Source organism: Pseudomonas sp. AM4(2022) (assembly GCF_036346515.1).
Classification (GTDB): Bacteria; Pseudomonadota; Gammaproteobacteria; order Pseudomonadales; family Pseudomonadaceae; genus Aquipseudomonas; species Aquipseudomonas paracarnis.
In genome coordinates, this window is sequence record NZ_JAOTNW010000020.1 from 39,891 (window position 1) to 61,961 (window position 22,071).

Consider the following 22,071-nt stretch of genomic DNA (forward strand, 5'->3'; position numbering starts at 1 on the left):
CACCACTCGGCACCTCGCTTAGGCTCGGTGTGCCCGTAATCCGCCAGTGATTTGGGGGGCCGCCGCCACGCGCCATCCATGGCGCGGGGCGGCTAAACCGGCATCCCTGCCGGTTTACCCCCCAAATCCCTGTCGAATTCCGGCCAGCGTGGTTTGACGGGGCGCCTAAGATCAAGATCAAGATCAAAAGCAGATCAAGATCAAGAGCGACTCGCTTCGCATCGTGGTTACCGTTGAGTGTCACAACCTGCAAGTTCTGCATCTGTTACTGCACTACCGCTTTCGCAGGCAAGCCAGCTCCCACATTTGATCTTCGTTGCTCTGGGCATTGCGTTCGCTTAACTGTTCGGCATTGGGGCTGCCCACACATTTGGATCGCGGGGCATCAGTTAAACAGCCGTTATCGGTCAGGCCACCATAATGATCTTCGACACCAATTCCACCACCGTCTTGGCCTGCAGCTTCTTCATCAACCGCGCCCGGTGCACCTCAACGGTGCGGTGGGAGATCGCCAGGCGCAGGGCAATTTCCTTGGATTTGAACCCGTTGACGATGTGCATGGCGATTTCCCGCTCTCGGGGCGTGAGGTCGCCGGTGCCCTGGTGCATGCGGTCCAGGCGTTCGAAGTGCCAGATCATCAGCTTGAACGGGTCTTTGGGCGTGAGGGTGTAACCGTGGGACTTGGCCCAGAACACTTCGCCGTTGTGGTGCTGCATGAAGCGTTCATCGGAATAAAAGCCGTTGTCGCTGTCGAGCAGCCAGTCATGGCTGCGCTTGCCGATGGCGTGGTAGTCGGCCTGGGACGGGTAGATCAGCAGAGTCAGCTGGTTGACCAGTGCGTCGCGTGTATAGCCGAACAGCTTCAGGAAAGCGTCGTTGCAGTCGAGTATCACGCGGTCGCTGGTGACGATCTGCGGGGCAGGGGACAGCTTGAACGCCAGGCGTTCGAGGTCGGGAAATTGCTGGGCTAGCGCGGTCATGGGGCATCCTGCCTCGTTGTTCAATGCCCTAGGGCGCTACTTACCCGTGTAAGTAGTTACACGAATTGGCGCACGATCAGGGGTGGGTCATTGTAAGTAAAGTCCGAATCAAGAACAGAAGAAATTGATTATGCCTGCTGATTGCGTCTCCATTGTTGCCGCTGGTCACTCCCGCTTTGGTCGCCTGGAAGGCACGACGCTGGAAGATCTGATCGTCCAGGTTACCCGGGAAGCCTTGAGCGATGCCGAGATCGACGCGTCGCAAATCGATGCGTTGTTCCTCGGCCATTTCAACTCGGGGCTGGTGCCCGACGGGTTTGCCGCCTCATTGCTATTGCAAGCCGACCCCGGGCTGCGCTTCAAACCGGCTACCCGCTGTGAAAACGCCTGTGCGTCCGGCTCGGCGGCGATTCAGGCGGGGGTCAATGCGATCCTCTCCGGCAGCGCTGAGCTGGTGCTGGTGGTGGGCGCCGAGAAGATGACCCACACCAGCACTGCCGCGGTCACCCAAGCCTTGGCCGGGGCCGGCTACCAGAACGACCCGGCCGAAGCCGGCCTGAGTTTCCCCCAGTTGTTCGGTCGCGCCGCGCGCCAATACGCCGAGCGTTACCACTGCCCGCTGGGCTCGATGGCGGCCATCGCTACCAAAAACCACTCCAATGCCATGGCCAACCCGCTGGCGCAGATGCATCGGGAGATGAATTTCGAACACTGCAACAACGTGTCCCAAAGCAACCCGTTCGTGGCTGACTCCCTGCGCCTGACCGATTGCTCGCTGATCAGCGACGGCGCTGCCGCGATCATCCTCGCCTCGCCCAAACGTGCGCGCGCGTTTCGTCGCGAGGTGCAGATACGTGCAATGACCCAGGTCAACGACACGCTGCCCATCGCCCAACGCGACATCCTCGCCTTCGAGGGCCCACAGCGGGCGATTCACTCAGCATTGCGCGGCGCAAATGTGACCCTGGCCGACCTGAGTTTCGCCGAGGTGCACGACTGCTTCACCATCGCCGAGCTGCTGATCTACGAAGCCATGGGCCTGGCGCCCAAGGGCGAAGGCCATCGCGTGCTCGACAGCGGCGTGGTGCGCGCCGGCGGGCGCTTGCCGGTGAACCTTTCCGGCGGGCTCAAGGCCAAGGGACATCCCGTCGGTGCCACGGGGGTGTCCATGCATGCCCTGGCGTTCCGGCAATTGACCGGCGAGCCGATTGGCCTGGCGGTGCCCAACCCGGAGTTCGGCCTGGTGTTCAACATGGGCGGCATGGCGGTGGCCAACTACGCCTCGGTCCTGCAGGCACGCCGGAGCTGAGCCATGAACATTGCCAACTGGCTGCACGACACCCAGCGTCGGGCGCCGCAACGCCCGGCGCTGTTCAACGGCAGCGTGCAAGTGGCCGACTACGCCACCTTCGCCGCCCACGTGCGCCAACGCGCCGCGCACCTGGTGGAGCAGCATGGCCTGGTGCCGGGGGACGCGGTGGCGCTGCTGATGAAAAACAGCTGCGACTACCTGGAACTGCTCTACGCCATCTGGTGGATGGGCGCGGTGGCGGTGCCGATCAACGCCAAGCTGCACCCCAGCGAAGCGGCGTGGATTGCCGATAATGCCGAGGCGCGGTTGATCTTTACCGACGGCGGCCAGGTGTTTTCATCGCGGGATTTGCCCGCGCATTGCACGGAATTGGACGGCCATCCGTTGCCGCCCAACCATGGTTGGCCCAGCCTGGAGCAGCCGGTGCCCCGCCAGGATCATGACCTCGCCTGGCTGTTCTACACCTCCGGCACCACCGGGCGTTCCAAGGGCGTGATGCTGTCCCACGGCAACCTGATCGCCATGTCGCTGTGCTACGCCACGGATGTCGATCAAGTGAGTGCCGACGATGCGGCGCTGTATGCCGCGCCCATGTCCCACGGCGCCGGCCTGTACAACTTCATCCATGTGCGCTGCGGCGCCCGGCATGTGGTGCCGGCTTCCCATGGCTTCGATGCCGCCGAGCTGTTCGGGCTGGCCGAGCACATGGGCCAAGTGTCGCTGTTTGCCGCACCGACCATGGTCAAGCGCATGGTCGAGCAGGCGCGGCGCCAGGATTATCACGGCGCCGGCATCAAGACCATTGTCTATGGCGGCGGCCCCATGTACCTGGCTGACCTGCGCGAAGCGGTCGACACCTTCGGCCCGCGCCTGGTGCAGATCTACGGCCAGGGCGAGAGCCCGATGACCATCAGCGTCTTGCCCCGCGCTTTGATCGCCGAGCGCCAGCGTCCCGACTGGGCCACTCTGGCCGCCTCGGTGGGCCACGCGCAAGCCTGTGTGGAGATCCGCATCCTCGATGCCGAGCACCAGCCACTGCCCACCGGCCAGCGCGGTGAAATCGCGGTGCGTGGCGCCACGGTGATGCAAGGCTACTGGCGCAACCCGCAGGCCACGCGCCAAACGCTGGTGGACGGCTGGCTGCTGACCGGCGATATCGGCTACCTCGACCCGGCCGGCTACCTGACCCTGACGGACCGCTCCAAGGACGTGATCATCAGTGGCGGCAGCAACGTGTACCCGCGTGAAGTCGAGGAAGTGCTGGCCCAGCATCCCGAGGTGTTCGAAGTGTGCGTGGTGGGCGAGCCGGACGCGCAATGGGGTGAGTCGGTGGTGGCCTTCGTGGTGACCCGCAGCGGCCAGCCGCTGGACGAAGGCGAGCTGACGGCGTGGTTCCTGGCGCGCATGGCCTCGTTCAAAAAGCCGAAAAAATATGTGTGGCGCAGCGACTTGCCGAAGAACAGCTACGGCAAGATTCTCAAGACCGACTTGCGGCATTGGCTGCAAACCGCGAGTATCGCCGCGCTTTAACATGGATCGATAATCAGACAAGGAGTCCCCACGATGGGCAATCCCGCACAAGACACCGTCCGCAAGCGCCGCCGTGCGTTTCTGGGCGCCACCTCCGGCCACCTGATCGAGTGGTACGACTACGGCGTCTATGGCTTTCTCGCCGTCTATATCGGCCAGGCGTTCTTCGTCTCCGATGATCCCACCACCAGCCTGTTGGCCAGCTTTGCCGCGTTTGCACTGAGCTTTTTTATCCGCCCCTTGGGTGGGCTGTTCTTCGGCCCGCTGGCGGACAAGATCGGCCGGCGCAAAACCCTGATCATGGCCTTGGTGATGATGACCGGCTCCACGGTGATGCTGGGCCTGTTGCCGACCTACGCCAGTCTAGGCATCGCCGCGCCGATCCTGCTGATCCTGGTGCGCTGCGTGCAGGGCTTCTCGGCGGGCGGCGAAATCGGCACCGTCACCAGCTTCATCTCCGAATACGCCGGCCCGGGGCGCCGCGGCTTCGCCACTTGCTGGCTGATGGTCACCGCCGTGCTTGGCCTGCTGCTCGGTGGCGCCGTGGCCAATGGCATGACCTGGGTGCTGGGCGCCGAGGTCATGCAGGAATGGGCCTGGCGCGTACCGTTCCTGATCGCCGCGCCCCTGGGCTTTATCTCCATGTACATCCGCCTCAAGCTCGAAGACAGCCCCGAGTTCCTCGCCCTGCAACGCGCCGGGCAAACCTCCCGCGCACCGCTGCGCGAGGTCTGGCAGTGGAAGCGTGCGATTGCGCTGGTGTTCTTTATCATCACCTTGCACAGCTCGATCTTCTACCTGGTGCTGACCTTCGCCTCGACCTACATGGCCAAGATCCTCAAGTTCGACAGCGGCACCACCTTGCTGTACGTGTTCGTCGCCAGCTTCTCGGCGGCTTTTGTGATGCCATTTGGCGGGGCCTTTACCGATAAGTACGGGCGCAAGCCGTTCCTGATGGTGATCGGCACGTTGGCGACCCTGGCGATGTTCTGGCTGTTCAAATCCGCCCCCACCGCCACCCCGGCGACCTTCTTCGCGCCGTTGATGGCGGTGGCGATTTTGTTCGGGCTGTACGCGTCGTCGACCTATGCGCTGATGAGTGAACTGCTGCCGACGCGGATTCGTTCCACCGGGATTGCGGTGGCCTATAACGTGCCGGTGGCGGTATTTGGCGGCAGCGCACCGTTGATTTCCACCTGGCTGATCAAGGTGACAGGAGACATTACCTCGCCGTGGTATTTCTACGTGGCGACCGGGGTGGTGTCGTTGCTGGCGTTGGTGGTGTTGCGCAAGGAGGATTTTGTCGCCAGCGCTCACTCGACAGCCGTGCCTGCCAATACTGCGTTGGCCTGATTCACGAACACCCTGTGGAACGGAACTTGCCCTAACTCCCTGTAGGAGCGAGCTTGCTCGCGAAAAACTTATAGGCGCCGCGTTTATTCAGGCAGCACGCGTTATCGTTGACGTTTTTCGCGAGCAAGCTCGCTCCTACAGAGAATTGCCATGCCGGCCACCCGCTTGACCCTGATCTGCCACGCCATCACGCCCCTGCAAAAGCAGGGGCGTTTCTCTGATGACGAGTCCGTCACGATGGACTGGCAGGACGCGGCCCTGTCCCTGGCCGGACGCTACAAACAACAGGCACGCCTGCTGTGCGGCCCCGAAGCCAGAGCCCGCCAGAGCGCTGGCTTGTTCGGCGATAACGCCCAGGTCGACCCCGCTTTACGCGACCTTGATGTCGGCGCATGGAAAGGCCAGCGCATCGGCCAACTCGACAGCGAAACCTTGAACACCTGGGCCACCGACAGCACCAGCGCAGCCCACGGCGGCGAGTCGGTGGATCAGTTGTGCATGCGGGTCGGCCAATGGCTCAGATCCCTCGAAACCCAGCCCGGCCATGTCGTCGCCGTGACTCACCCGTTCGTCATCCGGGCGGCGATGCTGTCCGTCATGCAGTTGCCGAGCGCGATGTTCTACCGGATCGACGTCGAGCCATTGTCCGCCACCGAGCTGCGCTTCAACGGCGTGTGGCGCCTGCGCCTGGAAACTTCCGCCTGATTCCCGGAACATGGCAAAATCCACGCCCCGCACTGAGAGCACCCCATGAAACGCATCCTGATCATCGGCATTGGCGCCGGCAACCCTGACTACATCACGATGCAGGCCGTGAAGGCGCTGAACCGTACCGACGTGTTCTTCCTGATGGACAAGGGCCAGAGCAAGGACAAGCTGATCGACCTGCGTCGGGAAATCTGCGAGACCTACATCACCAAGCCCGGCTACCGTTTTGTCGAGGCCGACTGCCCGGAGCGTGTGCGCGGTGAAATCGACTACACCACCGCCGTGCAAGACCTCAACCGCGATAAGCAGCAGACCTTCGAGCGCATGATCAACGAAGAAATGGCCGACGGCGAAGTGGGGGCGTTCCTGGCCTGGGGCGACCCGGCGCTGTACGACAGCACCATTCGTATCTTGCAGGCGATTCTTGCCAGTGGCCGCTGTGTCTTCGAGTTTGAAGTGATCCCCGGTATCACCAGTGTGCAGGCCCTGGCGGCGCAGCATAAGGTGCCGCTCAACCGTATCGGCAAGTCGATCGAAATCACCACTGGGCGCCGGCTGGCGGCCGGGCAGGCGAGTGATGCCGATACCCTGGTGGTGATGCTCGACGCCGAAGACTCCTACCGTAGCGTGGCGGATCAGGACCTGGATATTTACTGGGGTGCCTACCTGGGCACGCCGGACGAGATCCTGATCAGCGGTAAAGTGGCGCACGTGGCAGAAGAGATCGAACGGGTACGCAAGGCGGCGCGCCTGGAAAACGGCTGGATCATGGACACCTATTTGCTGCGCAAACCCTGAGGTAAACCCGATGCTCAAACAGCTTGCCCTCGCCTTGGCCCTGGTGGCCGGCGCCGCTCATGCCGACACCGGCTTGCACACCGACTTGCCGTTGTCCTACCTGGAGCAGACCCAGGGCGACGCACGCAACCAGCCGTTGGTGATCTTCCTGCATGGTTTTGGCAGCAACGAGGAAGATTTGTTTGGCATCAAGGACGCGTTGCCGTCCACCTGGACCTACCTGTCGGTGCGTGCGCCGCTGCCGGTGGAGCCGCAGGGTTATCGTTGGTTTACCAAGACCGATGAGCCTGAGTACAACGGCGAGACCGACGAACTGTTCAGCAGCGCCCGACTGATCAAGGACTTTGTGGTCAAGGCCACCGCCAAGTACCACACCCAAAGTGATCGGGTGTTTCTGGTGGGGTTCAGCCAGGGCGCGATCATGTCTTACGAGGTGGCCTTGCGTGAACCCGAGTTGGTACGCGGTATCGCTGCGCTTAGTGGCAGCGTGCTACCGGTGCTCAGGTCTGCGCTGAAGCCGGATGCGTCCATGGGCAAGCTGGCGATCTTTATCGGCCATGGCACCTTGGACCAGGCGCTGCCCTTCAGCTCGGCCACGCAGGCAAATAAGGTGCTGGTGGGGTTGGGGCTCAAGCCGGAGTTTCATCAATACCTGGGGATGAATCACACCATCAGCGAAGCGGAAATCCAGGACTTAAAAGCCTGGCTTGAGAAAAGCCTGAAGTGAAAATGCGGTTAAAAATGTGGGAGCTGGCTTGCCTGCGATAGCGGTGGCTCAGTAAAAGAGTGAGTGACTGACACACCGCCATCGCGGGCAAGCCCCAATGCCAGTCAGTTAAGCGTCATCGCCTTGTGTAGGAGCGAGCTTGCTCGCGAAAAACGTCAACGATAACGCGTGCTCGCTGAATGAACGCGGCGCCTGTAAGTTTTTCGCGAGCACGCTCGCTCCTACAAAAAAGCCTTAACTGACTGGCATTAGGGCAAGCCCGCTCCCACATGGGTTTTGTGTTGGCTGGGAGAGGGGGGTTACTTGCCGCCCGTAATCTGCTTCACCAACTGCGCATGCCCCTTCACATCATCCGCCCGGGAAATGGCCTGGATCACCAGCAAGTGGTTGCCCGAACCACCCAGGAATGTGGAGTTCAAGGTCTTGCCACCACCTTGGGTGGCGCTGCTGTCCACTTGGCGCAGGCCCAGGCCCTTGTAGGTGAGTTTCTTCTCGCCCAGTTTCTTGAAGTCAGGCAGCGCAGCGCTCTGGTCCTTGACGAAATCGGCCACGGCGCCGTCTAGGAACTGCGGGTCGTTATCCTGGATAGTTGCCCCATCGTTGCGCACGGTTTCGGCGACGATCACTACACTTTTCGTCGTCGAGTTGGCGTACAGGGTCCCTTGGGTGTCGGCGGTGCCGTCTTGCGCCGTGCCGGAGGGCAGGGTGTCGGCGCTGTAGGCCTTGGGCAGTTTGAAGGTGAACTTGCCACCCAAGGTGGAGATGGTCTGTGTGGCGGGCTTGGCGGCAGCGAACACGCTGCCGGCGGTGAGCGCGAGGGCCAGCAGCATTGCGGTCTTGGTGAACGTGGCCATGAAGCACTCCGGGGATGAACGAAATTGCGGCGTATTCTGTCAGAAAATTCGCAATCTCGTTCATCGGCCCCGTCACACTTTGTCGGAAGATTCTTCCTCAAGCCTATCCATTTCAAACAAGCGCGCCAGTTCCGCACGGGCTTCCTGGGCGGTTTGCATGACCTTGGCCGCGTCGTCGTACACCGCGTGTTGGGCGGCGAGTACCTGCTGGTCATGGGTCTTGAAGCGGTTGATGCGCGCATCGGCCTGGGCCTGGCTCAAACCGAGGCCGACCAGGGTACGGCGGCTCATTTCCAGGCTGGAGTAGAAGGTTTCGCGCACCGGTGAAGCGTCCAGGTCCACCAGGCGGTGTACGTGCTGGCGGTTACGTGCACGAGCGATGATCTTCATGTGCGGGTAGAGGTTGCGCACCAGCTCGGCGGTCTTGATGTTGATCTCCGGGTCGTCCATGGCGATGACGAAGAATTCCGCCTGATCGACTTTGGCCGCGTGGAGGATTTCCGGGCGCTGGGGGTCGCCGTAGAACACCGGCATACCACCGAAACTGCGGGTCAGCTCGATGGTTTCCACCGAGGTGTCGAGGGCGATGAACGAGATGTTCTGCGCGCGCAGGATACGCGCCACGATCTGGCCCATGCGGCCCATGCCGGCGATGACTACGCGGGGCGCATCGCTTTCGATGGCGCGGTATTCCTCGGGCACTTCCACCGGCTTGGCCTTGGGCTTGAACAGCTTCGGGCACACCAGCAACAACAGCGGGGTCACGGCCATGGACAGCGTGATGGTGAGCACCAGCACGTCGTACAGCTGCGGTTCGAACAGGCCCTGGTCGCGGCCGATCTTGAACACCACAAAGGCGAACTCACCCCCCGCCGCCAGCACCACGCCCAGGCGTAAAGCGCTTTCGCGGTTGAGGTCGCCCACCATTCGCCCGACGGCATACAGCAGCGGCAGCTTCAAGCCGATCAGCAGCAGGGTCAGGCCGATCACCACCAGCGGTGTGCTGAGCAGCAGACTGAGGTTGGCGCCCATGCCCACGCTGATAAAAAACAGCCCCAGCAGCAGGCCCTTGAACGGCTCGATCTGGGATTCCAGTTCGTGACGGTATTCCGAATCCGCCAGCAGCAGGCCGGCAAGGAAGGCCCCCAGGGCCATGGACACGCCCACCAATTCCATCAGCCAGGCGGTGCCGATCACCACCAGCAGCGCGGTGGCGGTGGACACTTCGCGCAGGCCGGTCTTGGCGACAATGCGAAACACCGGGCGCAACAGGTAGCGCCCGCCGATGATCACCACGGCGATGCTGCCCAGGATCTGCAGCACATGTTGCAGGCCTTGGGCCTCGGTGGTCGGATGATCGCTGCCGGCCAGCAACGGCACCATGGCGATCAGCGGGATGGCGGCGATGTCCTGGAACAACAGGATGGCAAAGGCCAGACGCCCGTGGGGTTGGTTGAGCTCCTTGCGTTCGGCCAGGCTTTGCAGGCCAAACGCCGTGGAGGACAGCGCCAGACCCAGGCCCAGCACGATGGCGCTGTTCCACGACTGGCCAAACAGCCACAGCGCGACCGCACCCATCACCACGCCGGTGAGCAGTACCTGGGCCAGACCGACGCCGAACACCGCCTTGCGCATTACCCATAAACGTTTGGGTGACAATTCCAGGCCGATGATGAACAGCAACAGCACCACGCCCAGTTCAGAAAACTGCGCCACGCTTTGCGGGTTGCCGATCAGGCCAAGTACCGACGGGCCGATGATCACACCGGCGAACAGATAGCCCAGCACCGCGCCCAATTGCAGGCGCTTGGCCAGGGGCACGGTCAGCACGGCGGCGAACAGGAACACCACGGCTGCTTGTAACAGGTTGCCTTCATGGGGCATCACGAACTCCATCGTTTACGTGGATCAACTCAGGGGGCCATTGTGGCCAGAGATTGCTCCCGCTGGGCTGCGAAGCGGCCCCAAAAAATGCGGGCGCTGCGCACCCGAGCGGGAGCAATCTCTGGCCACAAAAATATTCCACAGCAGGGGAAATAGAGCGCTATTAGAGCGCTTTTTCACATTTTGAAACTTGTATTTTTGTCGCGACAGTCAATGGATGTTGGCGCTCATCCCATTTTTACGCCGGTTTTACGAAAGTATTAATACCATTTAATTCAATGGCTTTCGCGCAGGTCTACTAACGTTTCGAAAAACTGGATCAGTAGTCACCACGGTCAGGTGTTTCAAAGTCGATGCGTGTGGATCGTTGAAGCAAGGCGTGCACGCAGTCACGGACGAAAGGCTTGGACCACAAGGAGTAGGACGTGGATAGAAGACTTGCGACTGCCGCTTTACCTCGTATTTCTGCACTTTCTCTCGCAATCCGCCTGGGAGTGGCCGGGCTGGTGATGGGGCTGGCGAGCCCGGATGTGTTTGCCGCCTGTAGCCCGGCAAGCCCTACGGCCGGCGCGACGGTGACCTGTACGGGCGTGCCGTCATTGCCATTGTTCCTCAACACCTTCAGCAGCGCGGTCAACAACCTGACGGTCAACGTCAACGCCGGGGCGCAGCTCAACGCAACGCTGGGCGGCAAAGCACTGACCCTGACCGGCAACAACGCCACGTTGAACAACTCCGGCACCATTGACCCTGCACTCTTGGGATTGGTTTCAGTGTTGAGCGGTGGGGTGGTGATCGGCAACACGACAGCCAGCGTGTTGAACATCACCAACAGCGCCACCGGCATCATGCGCGGTACTGGCGCGTTGCTGGGGCTGAACCTGGCCTCGCTGGACGGCATGGCCCTGAACGCCACCAACGGCGCAGGCGGCACCACCACGATCGTCAACAACGGGGTCATTGGTTCTTCCTCGTTGCTCGGCCTGTCGCTGTTCACTTCCGATACCCCGGTGGTGGCAGTGCAGGGTGGCGGGCAGGTCAATATGACGAATAATGGCACCCTGACCGGGCGCGTGGCGTTCGAGAGTTCCACTACAGGGAACACGTTCCGCAACACCGGCACTATTTCTGGCGGCGTGTCGATGGGGACCGCCAGTACCAACACCTTTACGGCAGTCACGGGCTCGCAAGTGACCAATGGCGGCGGCCTCGGCGTAAGCCTGGGCGGACTGATCGGCGTGAACCTGACGTTTGCGCCCACCGGCCAGGTGGACGGCGGCGCAGGCGGCAGCAACTCGCTGATCCTTGAAAACACGACGGGTGTCGGTGGTGGCAGTACAGGCACCGGCACGGCTTCCAGCGCCAACTATGTCAACTTCAACAACCTGGCCATCAACAGTGGCACCTGGACGTTGCAGGGGCCGTTGGTCAGCGGCAGCACTACGCTCAATGGCGGTGTGGCGCAATTCAATAACAACGCGACATTTGGCAGCGGTGTGCTCACGTCTAACGGCGGCGCTATCGAGGCCACCGGCAACGGCTTGACGCTGGCTAACCTGATGACCCTCGGAACCGGTGGCCTGACGGTGCAGGGGGCTGCTACCGGGCTGACTTTGAGTGGCCTGATCTCGGGCACTGCTGGCCTGAACAAAGCCGGTACCGGCGAGTTGATCCTCAGCGGCGCCAACACCTTCCAGGGTGGTACTACCTTGACCGCCGGCACGCTCACGCTGGGCAATGCCACCGGGCTAGGTACCGGTGCCTTGACCGTGGCGGGTGCAGGTACTTTGCAGAGCAATGCTGCGCTGACCACCAGCAATGCGATTACCTTGAACGCCAATCTGACCGTAGATGGCGTGAACCCGCTGACCCTTGGCGGGGTTGTCAGCGGTGGTTCCGGGTTGATCAAGGAGGGCGTATCGAGCCTGGCGCTTACGGGCAACAATACTTACACCGGCGCCACGGCCCTCAACGCCGGTTCGCTGGTGGTTGGCTCCAATACTGCGCTCGGCGCCAGTGTGTTGAACGCCTCGGCGGGTACCACGTTGGATGCCAGTGCAGCAGTGAGCCTGGGCAATAACCTTAACCTGGGCGGTAACCTGACCCTTGGCGGCAGCAACGCGCTGACCCTTGGCGGCGTGGTGGCGGGCCTTGGCGGGTTGATCAAGAACGGCCCGGCTGACCTGATCCTCAATCAAGCGAACACTTACCTGGGCAACACGGCACTCAACAGCGGCAAGCTGGTGATTGGCGCTACCGGTGCCTTGGGTGCGGGTACGTTGAATGCAGCCGCAGGCACGACCCTGGACGCCAGCACCAGTGCTACGCTGGCCAACGCGATCAACCTGGCCGGTAACCTTGGAATCGGTGGCAGCGCCAACCTGACCCTGGGCGGCACGGTCAACGGTGCAGGCAGCCTGACCAAAAACGGCACGGCCGGCCTGACACTCAGCGGCAGCAATAACTTCCTGGGCGGCACCACGCTGAATGCGGGCAGCCTGACCGTCGGCAGCAACACGGCGCTTGGCCTGGGCAACTTGACCGTCGGCGGCGCCGCCACCCTGGACAGCACCTCGGCGGTGGCGCTGGGCAATGGCATTGCCCTCAACGCCGGGCTGACCGTCGGCGGCACCAATGGGCTGACCCTGGGCGGTGTGGTCAGCGGCGCGGGTGCGCTGATCAAGGATGGCCTGGCCAACCTGACCCTTAACGGCACCAACACTTTCACCGGTGGCACCAACCTCAACGCCGGTACGCTGACCTTGGGCACGGGAGGCGCATTGGGCGCAGGCCCCTTGACGGTCGGCGGTGCGGCAACCCTGGATAACAGTGCGGCCCTCACCCTGGGCAACGGGATTGCCCTGAATGGTGACCTGACGCTCGCGGGTAACAATGACCTGAACCTCAGCGGCGTGATCAGCGGCGCCAGTGCGCTGATCAAAAATGGCTTGGCTGACCTGACCTTGAGCGGCAGCAACACTTTTACCGGGCCATTGAATATTGTCTCCGGCAGCGTCACCACCGGCAGCACCGGTGCATTGGGCAGCACCTCCGGCGTTGATGTCAGCGCTGGCGCTGCGCTGAACCTGGGCGTCGATTCCAGCCTGGCCGGCCTCAGCGGTGCGGGTGGCGTGGCAGTCGGCGGCGGTTTGAACCTCACTGTGGGTGGCGTCAGCACCAGCAGTACCTTTGACGGTGATCTCAGCGGCGCTGGCGGCTTGATCAAGGTCGGCACCGGCACCCTCACGCTCAACGGAATCAATGGCATCACCGGTAACACGGCGATCAACGCGGGTACCCTGGATGTCGATGGTTCTCTGGGCAGCGCGTTGGTCAACGTGAATAGCGGCGGCACCCTCACCGGCAGTGGCTCGCTATTGGGTACGGCGAATATCAATAGCGGCGGGCACCTGGCGCTGGGCAGTGGCACGACCTTGTCGGCTGGCGGCCTGAACATGAGTGCCGGCGCCAGTCTGGATGTGGCGCTTGGCGCACCGTCGCTGACCTCGCTGATGAATGTCGGTGGCAACGTGAACCTGGCCGGCGACCTCAATGTGAGCGATGCCGGTGGCTTCGGCGCTGGTGTGTATCGCTTGATCAACTACACCGGCGGCTTGACCGGTGCGTTGAACGTCAACACGGTGCCGCTGGGCTTCGGCCTAGGTGATCTGCTGGTACAAACCTCAGTGGGCAGCCAGGTCAACCTGGTGGTATCGGCCCCGAACATTCGGTTCTGGGACGGCAGCAACGCCATTGCCAACGGCACTGTGGACGGTGGCAACGGCACCTGGACAGCGGGGGGCACCAACTGGACCTCGGCCGACGGCCTGTCCAACCAGACCTGGGGCGGCGGCTTTGCGGTGTTCCAAGGCGCGGCGGGTACTGTGAGCGTGGATGGCGTACAAACCATCACCGGTCTGCAATTCGCCACCGATGGCTACAGCCTGGTCAATGGCACCGGTGGGCAGTTGAGCACTGGCAGCGGCAACTTCGCCGTGCGCGTCGACCCACTGGCGACTGCCACCCTCGGCGTCGATATCACCGGCGCGGGCGTTCTGAACAAACTCGATACCGGCACGCTGGTGCTCAATGGCGCCAACAGCTACACCGGCGGCACCTTGCTCAATGGCGGTACGTTGGTGGTCGGCAGCAACACCGCGCTGGGCACTGGCACGCTGACCGCTGCGGCGGGCACCACACTGGATAGCAATGCCCCGGTGACCCTGGGCAATGATGCGGTACTCAGCGGCACCCTGACGGTCGGTGGCAGCAACGCATTGGCGCTCAATGGCGCCATCAGCGGCATCGGTGGCCTGGTCAAGAACGGCACGGCAGACCTGACACTCGGCGGCACCAACACCTTCCTGGGCCCTGTGGCCTTGAACGCAGGCGGGCTGATCCTGGCCAGCAATACGGCGCTGGGCGCGGGCGTATTGAACGCGGCAGGCGGTACCACCTTGGACGCCAGCACGGCGGTCACCACCACCAACGCGATCAATCTGGCGGGCAACCTGGGCATCGGCGGCAGCGCTGACCTGACCCTCGGTGGCGCAATCAACGGTGCGGGCAGCCTGACCAAGGAGGGCACGGCCAATCTGATCCTCAGCGGCGCCAACGCCTACCTGGGTGGCACCACCCTGAACGCCGGTACGCTGACCTTGGGCAGCGCGACCGCCCTTGGTCTGGGCAACCTCACCGTTGGCGGCGCGGCGACCCTGGATAACGCGGCACCGCTGAGTGTGGGCAATGGCGTCGTGCTTAACGCCAACCTCGCCGTCACCGGCAGTAACGACCTGACCCTCAATGGCCTGGTCACCGGCACGGCTGGCCTGAGCAAAGACGGCGCGGCCAACCTGACCCTCAATGGCGTCAACACCTTCCAAGGCGGCACCACGCTCAACGCCGGTACGCTGACCCTGGGCACGGCAGCGGCCCTGGGTACCGGCGCCTTGAACGTAAACGGCGCGGCCACTCTGGCCAACAGCACACCGCTGGTATTGGCCAATGCGGTCAACCTCAACGCTGGGCTGACCGTGGGCGGTCTCAACAATAACCTGACCCTGGCCGGCGTGCTGGCCGGCAGCGGTAGCCTGGTCAAAACCGGCACGGCGGATGTGAGCCTCACCGGTACTAACACCTTCAACGGCCTGTTCGATGTGCAATCGGGCAGCCTCACCACGCTGGGCAATGGTGCACTGGGTGTCGGCGCCGGGGTCAACCTGGCGAGCGGTACCTCCTTGAACCTGGGCGGCAGCGCCAGCCTGGGCGCACTCACGGGTACCGGGCTTGCCACCGTAGGGGCTGGCAGCACCTTGAGCGTCGGCAACAATAATCTGGACAGCACTTTCGACGGGGTCGTGGCAGGCCTCGGCAACCTGGCCAAAGACGGCACAGGCGCCTTGACCCTCGGCGGCCTCAGCGTGGTGACCGGGGACGCCCAAGTCAACGCCGGCAGCTTGCTCGTCAATGGTTCCCTGGCCAGCGCCAACGTGGCGGTGGGCAGTGGTGCCACCCTCGGTGGTACCGGTACTTTGTTGGGCAACGTGACCATCGCCGACGGCGGCCACCTGGCCGTCAATTCCGGCGCGACCCTCACCACCGGTTCGCTGCTGCTCAATGCCAACTCCAACCTGGATGCGGGCCTCGGCGCGCCCGCCACTGGCGGCATGGCGCTGGTTCAGGTCAACGGCAACCTGACCCTGGACGGCACCCTCAACGTCACGGATATCGGCGGCTTCGGTGCGGGCATCTACCGCCTGATCGACTACACCGGCGGCCTGACTAACAACGGCCTGCTGCTGGGCAGCCTGCCGGTGAACATCCCGGCCAGCGACCTGGACCTGCAAACCGCCATTGGCAACCAGGTTAACCTGCTGGTCAACGGCAGCACCAACGTGCAGTTCTGGGACGGCAGCCAAACCACGGGCAATGGCACCATCGACGGCGGCAACGGCACCTGGAGTGCAGGCGGCAGCCAATGGACCGGCGTCAACGGCGCATTCAACACCGCCTGGACCCCGAACAGCTTTGCCGTGTTCCAAGGCACGGCGGGCACTGTCACGGTTGACGGCGCGCAAGCCGTCACCGGTTTGCAGTTCGTCACGGATGGCTACACCCTGGCGGGCGGCGCAGCGGGCGCCTTGACCCTGTTCAATGGTGTGGGTGGCAACACCGCCGTACGTGTCGATCCCGGCGTCACCGCCACCCTGGGCGTCGCGCTTAACGGCGGCGGCACCCTGGCCAAGCTCGACACCGGTACCCTGGTGCTTAACGGTGCCAACAGCTACACCGGCGGCACCGCCCTTAATGGCGGCACCCTGGTGGTCGGCAATAACAGTGCCCTGGGCAGCGGCGTACTGACCACCGCCAACGGCACCACCCTGGACAGCAACGCCGCGGTCAGCCTGGCCAATGCACTCAACGTCAACGGTAGCCTGACCCTCGGCGGCAGCAATGCCCTGACCCTGGCCGGCACCGTGGCGGGCACGGGCAGCCTGATCAAGAATGGCATCGCCAACCTGACCCTCAGTGGCAACAACACCTATGCCGGCCCAACCGCACTCAACGCAGGCGGCCTGATCCTGGCTTCCAACACTGCCCTGGGCAGTGGCGCCCTGAACGCGGCCGCCGGCACCACCCTCGACAGCAGCACGGCGGTCGCCCTGGCCAATACGGTCAATCTGGCCGGCAACCTGGGCATTCTGGGCACCGCCGACCTGAGCCTGAACGGCCTGGTCAGCGGTAGCGGTGGGCTGACCAAAACCGGCGCGGGCAACCTCACGCTCAACGGCGCCAATGCCTACCTGGGTGGCACGCAATTGAATGCCGGCTCCCTGACCCTGGGCAATGCGTCGGCCCTGGGCAGCGGTGCCTTGGCGGTCAATGGTGCAGCCACCCTGGACACCAACACGGCGTTGGCCCTGGCCAATAACACCAGCCTGAATGCCGCGCTCACCGTCGGCGGCAGCAACGATCTGAGCCTCAACGGTGTAGTGGACGGCGGTGGTTCGTTGACCAAGGCCGGTGGCGCCAACCTGACCCTCAACGGCGCCAACACCTACAGCGGCGGCACGGCGCTCAATGCCGGTACGCTGACCCTCGGCAGCACCACGGCCCTGGGCTCGGGCGCATTGACCGTCGGCGGTGCGGCGACCCTGGCCAATAGCACGCCGCTGGTGCTGGCCAATGCGGTCAACCTCAATGGCGACCTCACTGTTGCTGGCAACAACAACTTGACCCTGGCCGGTGTACTCGCTGGCAATGCAGCGCTGATCAAGAATGGCGCGGCGGACCTGCTGCTGACCGGCAACAACAGCTTCAGCGGCCCACTGACCGTGGCGGCCGGCAGCGTGACCACGGCGGGTAATGGTGCGCTGGGCACCACCTCCGGCGTCACTGTCGGCAGCGGCGCCAGTCTCAACCTGGGTGGCAATGCCAACCTCAACAGCCTGGCCGGCACCGGCACGGTGCAGGTGGCTGGCGGCGCTACGCTGGCGGTGGGTGGCAGCAATCTGGATAACAGTTTTGGCGGTGCGCTCAACGGTGCCGGCAACCTGGATAAAAACGGCAGCGGGGTGCTCAACCTGAGCGGCACCAATGGCATCAGCGGCGCGGCCAACGTCAACGGCGGTACCTTGAATGTCACAGGTTCCCTGGCCAGCGGCACGGTGGCGGTGAACAGCGGCGCAACCCTGGCCGGCAGCGGCTCATTGGGCGGTGCGGTGACTGTGGCCGACGGTGGGCACATCGGCCTGGCCTCCGGCAGCACGCTGTCGGTGGGCTCGTTGGTGCTGGGCGGCAACTCGAACCTGGATGTCGGTCTCGGCACCCCGGTGCTGGGTGGCGGCACAGGCCTGCTGAATGTCGGTGGCGACCTGACCCTGGACGGTAACCTCAATGTCACCGATATTGGCGGCTTTGGCAGCGGCGTCTACAACCTCATCAACTACACCGGGGCCTTGACCGATAACGGCCTGGCGCTCGGCACACTGCCAGGCAGCGTGGTGCCGGGCGACCTGCAAGTGCAGACCGCGATCACCAACAAGGTCAACCTGCTGGTGACTGCGCCCAACACCACCGTGCAGTTCTGGGATGGCAGCAGCCTGATCGGCAACGGCGCGATTGACGGCGGCAACGGCACTTGGAACGCCGGCAATACTAACTGGACCAATGTCGACGGCACCCTCAATCAGGGCTGGGCCAACAGCTTCGCGGTGTTCCAAGGCGCGGCAGGCAACGTGACGGTGGACGGCACGCAAAACATCACCGGCATGCAGTTCGTCACCGATGGCTACACCCTGGGCGCCGGCACGGCGGGCGTGCTCAACCTGGTCAATGGCGGCACCGGCAACACCGCGGTACGCGTCGATTCCAACGCCACCGCGACCCTGGGCGTGACCCTCAACGGCGCTGGCACCCTGGCCAAGCTCGACAGCGGCACCCTGGTACTCAACGGCAGCAATGGCTACACCGGCGGTACCGCGCTCAATGGCGGCACCCTGGTGGTGGGCAACAACAGTGCCCTGGGCACAGGCGCTCTGACGGCGGCCGGCGGCACCACCCTGGACAGCAACGCGGCCGTCAGCCTGGCCAATGCCGCTGTGCTCAACGGTGCCTTGGCGGTGGCAGGCAGCAACGCGCTGACCCTCGACGGGGTTATCAGCGGCAGCGGCAGCCTGGTGAAAAACGGTGCGGCAGCGCTGACGCTCAATGGCGTCAACAGCTACAGCGGCGGCACAGGCCTGAACGCCGGTCAATTGATCCTCGGCAATAATGCTGCCCTGGGCAGTGGTGCCTTGACGGTCGGCGGCGCAGCGCAACTGGATGGCAGCACCGACCTGCAACTGGCCAATGCCCTCAACCTGGGCGGCCCGCTGACCCTGGCCGGCAGCCACGACCTGGCCCTCAACGGCGTGGTCAGCGGCAGCGGCAGCCTGGTGAAAAACGGCAGCGGCGCGTTGTTGCTGACCGCTGCCAACACCTACAGCGGTGGTACCACGCTCAACGGCGGCAGCACCACCGGCAACACCACCAGCCTGCAAGGCGCTATCGCCAACAACGCGGCGTTGACCTTTGAGCAAGCCATCGACGGCACCTACACCGGCAACCTCACCGGTACCGGCGTGCTGAACAAAACCGGCACCGGCGCGTTGCTGCTCAGCGGCACTAACACCTTCACCGGCAACACCAACGTCAACACCGGCAGCCTGCTGGTCAACGGCACCTTGAACAGCGCCGCAGTGCAAGTCGCCAGCGGCGCGACCCTCGGCGGCAGCGGTACCCTGGGCGGTGCGGTGAACATGGCCGACGGCTCGGTGCTCCAGGCCGGTGCCGCGACGCCGCTGTCGGTGGGTTCGCTGGCGTTGTCGTCGGGCACCACCCTGGACTTCGCCCTCGGTGCGCCGGGTGCCTCCAGTACAGCGGTGAACGTGGCGGGCAACCTGACCCTGGATGGCACGCTTAACGTCAGCGATACGGGCGGCTTCGGCGTCGGCGTGTACCAGCTGTTTCGCTACGGCGGCAGCTTGACCGATAACGGCCTTACCTTTGGCACCTTGCCGGTGGCGCTGGGCAACCTGAGCCTGCAAACGGCGCTGGCTAACCAGCTCAACCTGGTGGTGCAAACCGCGCCAGGGCAGATCCAGTTCTGGAATGGCGGCACCACCAACCCCGATGGCAGCATCAGCGGCGGCAGCGGCACCTGGGGCCCAGGCACCAACTGGACCGACCCCACCGGCACCCAAGGGCAGGCGTCCACCAATCAGTTCGCGGTATTTGGCGGGCAGGGCGGCACCGTGACCGTAGTCGGCAACCAAGGCTTCACCGGCCTGCAAGTGCTGGACGCCGGCTACACGCTGACCGCCGGCGCAGGCGGCAGCTTGAGCCCGACCAATGCGGCGGATGGCAGCCTGGCGCCAGTGCGGGTTAATTCCGGCGTGACTGCCCAGATTGATGCACCGCTGGTGGGAACCGGGGGCATCAACAAGCTGGATGCGGGCACCTTGCTGCTGACTGGCGCCAATACCTACACCGGCGGCACCACCGTCAGTGGCGGTACGCTGGCGGGCACCACCACCAGCCTGCGTGGCAGGATCCTCAACAACGCGCGGTTGTTGTTCGCCCAACGCACCAATGGCCAGTTCAGCGGTACCTTGAGCGGCACGGGTGCGCTGATTAAGCAAGGCGCGGGCGCGCTGTTGCTGACCGGCAACCAGCCGTTCAGCGGCACCGTGGCAGTGGAAGAGGGCGTGTTGCAAGTGGGTAACGCGGCCAACCCAGGCGCGGTGCTTGGCGGCCAAGTCACTGTGGCCAACGGTGCGGGGCTGACCGGCAACGGCAGTGTCGGTTCGCTGGTCAACAACGGCTCGGTGACGCCCGACGGTGGCAAGCTGACCGTGGCCGGCAACTTCACCAACGCCAGCACCGGTGCGCTGAACCTGGTGATCACCCCATCCACCACCGGCTCCCTGGCCGTGGGCGGCACCGCCAACCTGGGCGGCACCTTGAATGTGATCAACCTGGCACCCTATGCCGGCGCCACCACCTACACCCTGCTGACGGCGGGCGCGGTCAACGGCACCTTCGCCACCACCAACCTGGAGAACCTGGCATTCCTCACTACCGCGTTGAACTACAGCCCAACCCAAGTGGCCCTGGCGGTCAGCCGCAACGACGTCAGCTACGCCAGCGTGGCGGCCACCGGTAACCAACGCGGCGTGGCGGCGGCGTTGGGCACAGGTACCGCAGTCGGTGGCGCAGCGGTGCAAAATGCACTGCTTAACGGTGATGCAGCGGCGGCACGTGCGGCCTTCGACAGCTTGTCCGGCGAAATCCACGCCAGCACCGCCAGCGCCATGCTTGAAGACTCCCGTTACGTGCGTGATGCGGTCAACGAGCGTATGCGCCAACCCGGTTGCTACCGCGAGGACGACCCGCGCAATGCCCTGGCACCCAGCGAAAACCACCTGAGCAGCGCCGGTTGCCACGGCGAGATGGTCGGTTGGATGCGCGTGCTCGGCACCTGGGGCCACATGGGCGGTGACAGCAACACCGCCAAGCTGGACCGCAACCTCAGTGGCTTCCTGCTCGGTACCGACAAGCAAGTGGACGACGCCTGGCGCGTGGGCGTGGCCGCCGGCTACACCCGCAGCGACCTGGACGCCAAGCGCCGCAATTCCAGCGCCGATGTGGACAGCTACCACCTGATGGCCTACACCGCCTACCAGCAGGAAGCCTTCGCCGCACGCATGGGCGTGGCGTACAGCTGGCATGACGTCGAAAGCAAACGCAACGTGGCCGTCGGCGGCGAGGGCCAACGCCTCAAAGCCGACTACAAGGCACGCAGTGCGCAGGTGTTCGGTGAAGTCGGCTACACCATCCAAACCCCTAGCGTGGCCCTGGAACCGTTCGCCGGCCTGGCCTACGTCAACTACGACAGCGACACGATCAAGGAAAAAGGCGGCTCGGCAGCCCTGCGTGGCGATGCCGACCAGGACATCACCTACTCGACCTTGGGCGTGCGCATTGGCCAGACCATCACCCTGGGCAACGGCTCGAAAATCACCCCACGGGGCAGCATCGGCTGGCGCCATGCCTTCGGTGACACCAAGCCCGACGCCGACCTGAGCTTTATCAATGGCGGTGGCTCGTTCAGCACCCAGGGCGTGCCGATTGCCAAGGACAGCGCGGTGGTGGAAGCAGGCCTGGATTACCAGATCAGCCAGAACGGCAGACTGGGCCTGGGCTATTCCGGCCAACTCTCGCGCAACGACAAGGACCACGCGGTGACGGTGAGTTTCTCCCTCGGTTTCTGATCACGGCCGAGTTTTCTTGAACCGCCCGCAAGGGCGGTTTTTTTTGCCCCATGTAGGAGCGAGCTCGCTCGCGAAAAACGTCAACGATAACGCCGGCATCCTGATTAAACGC

10 protein-coding genes are annotated in these 22,071 nt (G+C 63.8%); 7 read left to right on the plus strand and 3 right to left on the minus strand.

Annotation, left to right across the window (positions count from 1 at the left end):
* Nucleotides 1-407: 407 nt before the first annotated feature.
* Nucleotides 408-980, minus strand: coding sequence for a LuxR C-terminal-related transcriptional regulator (locus ODQ19_RS22625; protein ID WP_003190613.1), 573 nt, complete (start codon nt 978-980; stop codon nt 408-410).
* Nucleotides 981-1,110: 130 nt separating this feature from the next.
* Here ODQ19_RS22625 and ODQ19_RS22630 point away from each other — a divergent pair, with 130 nt between their 5' ends.
* The 6 genes from ODQ19_RS22630 to ODQ19_RS22655 all read left to right on the plus strand — a co-directional run bounded on the left by ODQ19_RS22630 (nt 1,111) and on the right by ODQ19_RS22655 (nt 7,408).
* A complete protein-coding gene (locus ODQ19_RS22630) occupies nt 1,111-2,289 on the plus strand; it encodes an acetyl-CoA acetyltransferase (protein WP_057710041.1) in 1,179 nt (392 codons plus the stop codon).
* Between the two features lie 3 nt (nt 2,290-2,292).
* Nucleotides 2,293-3,822 (plus strand): class I adenylate-forming enzyme family protein, encoded by a 1,530-nt coding sequence (locus tag ODQ19_RS22635; RefSeq protein ID WP_330211265.1) that lies wholly within the window; start codon nt 2,293-2,295, stop codon nt 3,820-3,822.
* 33 nt (nt 3,823-3,855) lie between these two features.
* Nucleotides 3,856-5,175: an MFS transporter gene (locus ODQ19_RS22640; protein WP_032892261.1), complete on the plus strand. Its 1,320-nt coding sequence runs from the start codon at nt 3,856-3,858 to the stop codon at nt 5,173-5,175.
* Nucleotides 5,176-5,325: 150 nt separating this feature from the next.
* Nucleotides 5,326-5,880, plus strand: coding sequence for a histidine phosphatase family protein (locus ODQ19_RS22645; protein ID WP_330211266.1), 555 nt, complete (start codon nt 5,326-5,328; stop codon nt 5,878-5,880).
* 45 nt (nt 5,881-5,925) lie between these two features.
* Complete coding sequence (cobF, locus tag ODQ19_RS22650; protein WP_330211267.1) at nt 5,926-6,681, plus strand: precorrin-6A synthase (deacetylating); 756 nt, start codon at nt 5,926-5,928, stop codon at nt 6,679-6,681.
* Between the two features lie 10 nt (nt 6,682-6,691).
* Nucleotides 6,692-7,408 (plus strand): alpha/beta hydrolase, encoded by a 717-nt coding sequence (locus ODQ19_RS22655; RefSeq protein ID WP_330211268.1) that lies wholly within the window; start codon nt 6,692-6,694, stop codon nt 7,406-7,408.
* A gap of 299 nt (nt 7,409-7,707) precedes the next feature.
* Here the strand turns inward: ODQ19_RS22655 and ODQ19_RS22660 are convergent, their stop codons facing one another.
* Entirely contained in the window at nt 7,708-8,262 is a 555-nt protein-coding gene (locus ODQ19_RS22660) for a hypothetical protein (RefSeq protein ID WP_330211269.1), read from the minus strand.
* A gap of 72 nt (nt 8,263-8,334) precedes the next feature.
* Entirely contained in the window at nt 8,335-10,146 is a 1,812-nt protein-coding gene (locus tag ODQ19_RS22665; protein WP_034133836.1) for a monovalent cation:proton antiporter-2 (CPA2) family protein, read from the minus strand.
* A gap of 425 nt (nt 10,147-10,571) precedes the next feature.
* Between ODQ19_RS22665 and ODQ19_RS22670 the strand changes: the two genes are divergently transcribed.
* Nucleotides 10,572-21,959 (plus strand): autotransporter-associated beta strand repeat-containing protein, encoded by an 11,388-nt coding sequence (locus ODQ19_RS22670; protein WP_330211270.1) that lies wholly within the window; start codon nt 10,572-10,574, stop codon nt 21,957-21,959.
* Nucleotides 21,960-22,071: the final 112 nt, after the last annotated feature.

What these genes read in the sequence shown, in the direction of transcription:
- ODQ19_RS22625 (WP_003190613.1), bottom strand. Translation starts at nt 980, where the DNA reads ATGACCGCGCTAGCCCAGCAATTTCCCGACCTCGAACGCCTGGCGTTC.
- ODQ19_RS22630 (WP_057710041.1), top strand. Translation starts at nt 1,111, where the DNA reads ATGCCTGCTGATTGCGTCTCCATTGTTGCCGCTGGTCACTCCCGCTTT.
- ODQ19_RS22635 (WP_330211265.1), top strand. Translation starts at nt 2,293, where the DNA reads ATGAACATTGCCAACTGGCTGCACGACACCCAGCGTCGGGCGCCGCAA.
- ODQ19_RS22640 (WP_032892261.1), top strand. Translation starts at nt 3,856, where the DNA reads ATGGGCAATCCCGCACAAGACACCGTCCGCAAGCGCCGCCGTGCGTTT.
- ODQ19_RS22645 (WP_330211266.1), top strand. Translation starts at nt 5,326, where the DNA reads ATGCCGGCCACCCGCTTGACCCTGATCTGCCACGCCATCACGCCCCTG.
- cobF (WP_330211267.1), top strand. Translation starts at nt 5,926, where the DNA reads ATGAAACGCATCCTGATCATCGGCATTGGCGCCGGCAACCCTGACTAC.
- ODQ19_RS22655 (WP_330211268.1), top strand. Translation starts at nt 6,692, where the DNA reads ATGCTCAAACAGCTTGCCCTCGCCTTGGCCCTGGTGGCCGGCGCCGCT.
- ODQ19_RS22660 (WP_330211269.1), bottom strand. Translation starts at nt 8,262, where the DNA reads ATGGCCACGTTCACCAAGACCGCAATGCTGCTGGCCCTCGCGCTCACC.
- ODQ19_RS22665 (WP_034133836.1), bottom strand. Translation starts at nt 10,146, where the DNA reads ATGCCCCATGAAGGCAACCTGTTACAAGCAGCCGTGGTGTTCCTGTTC.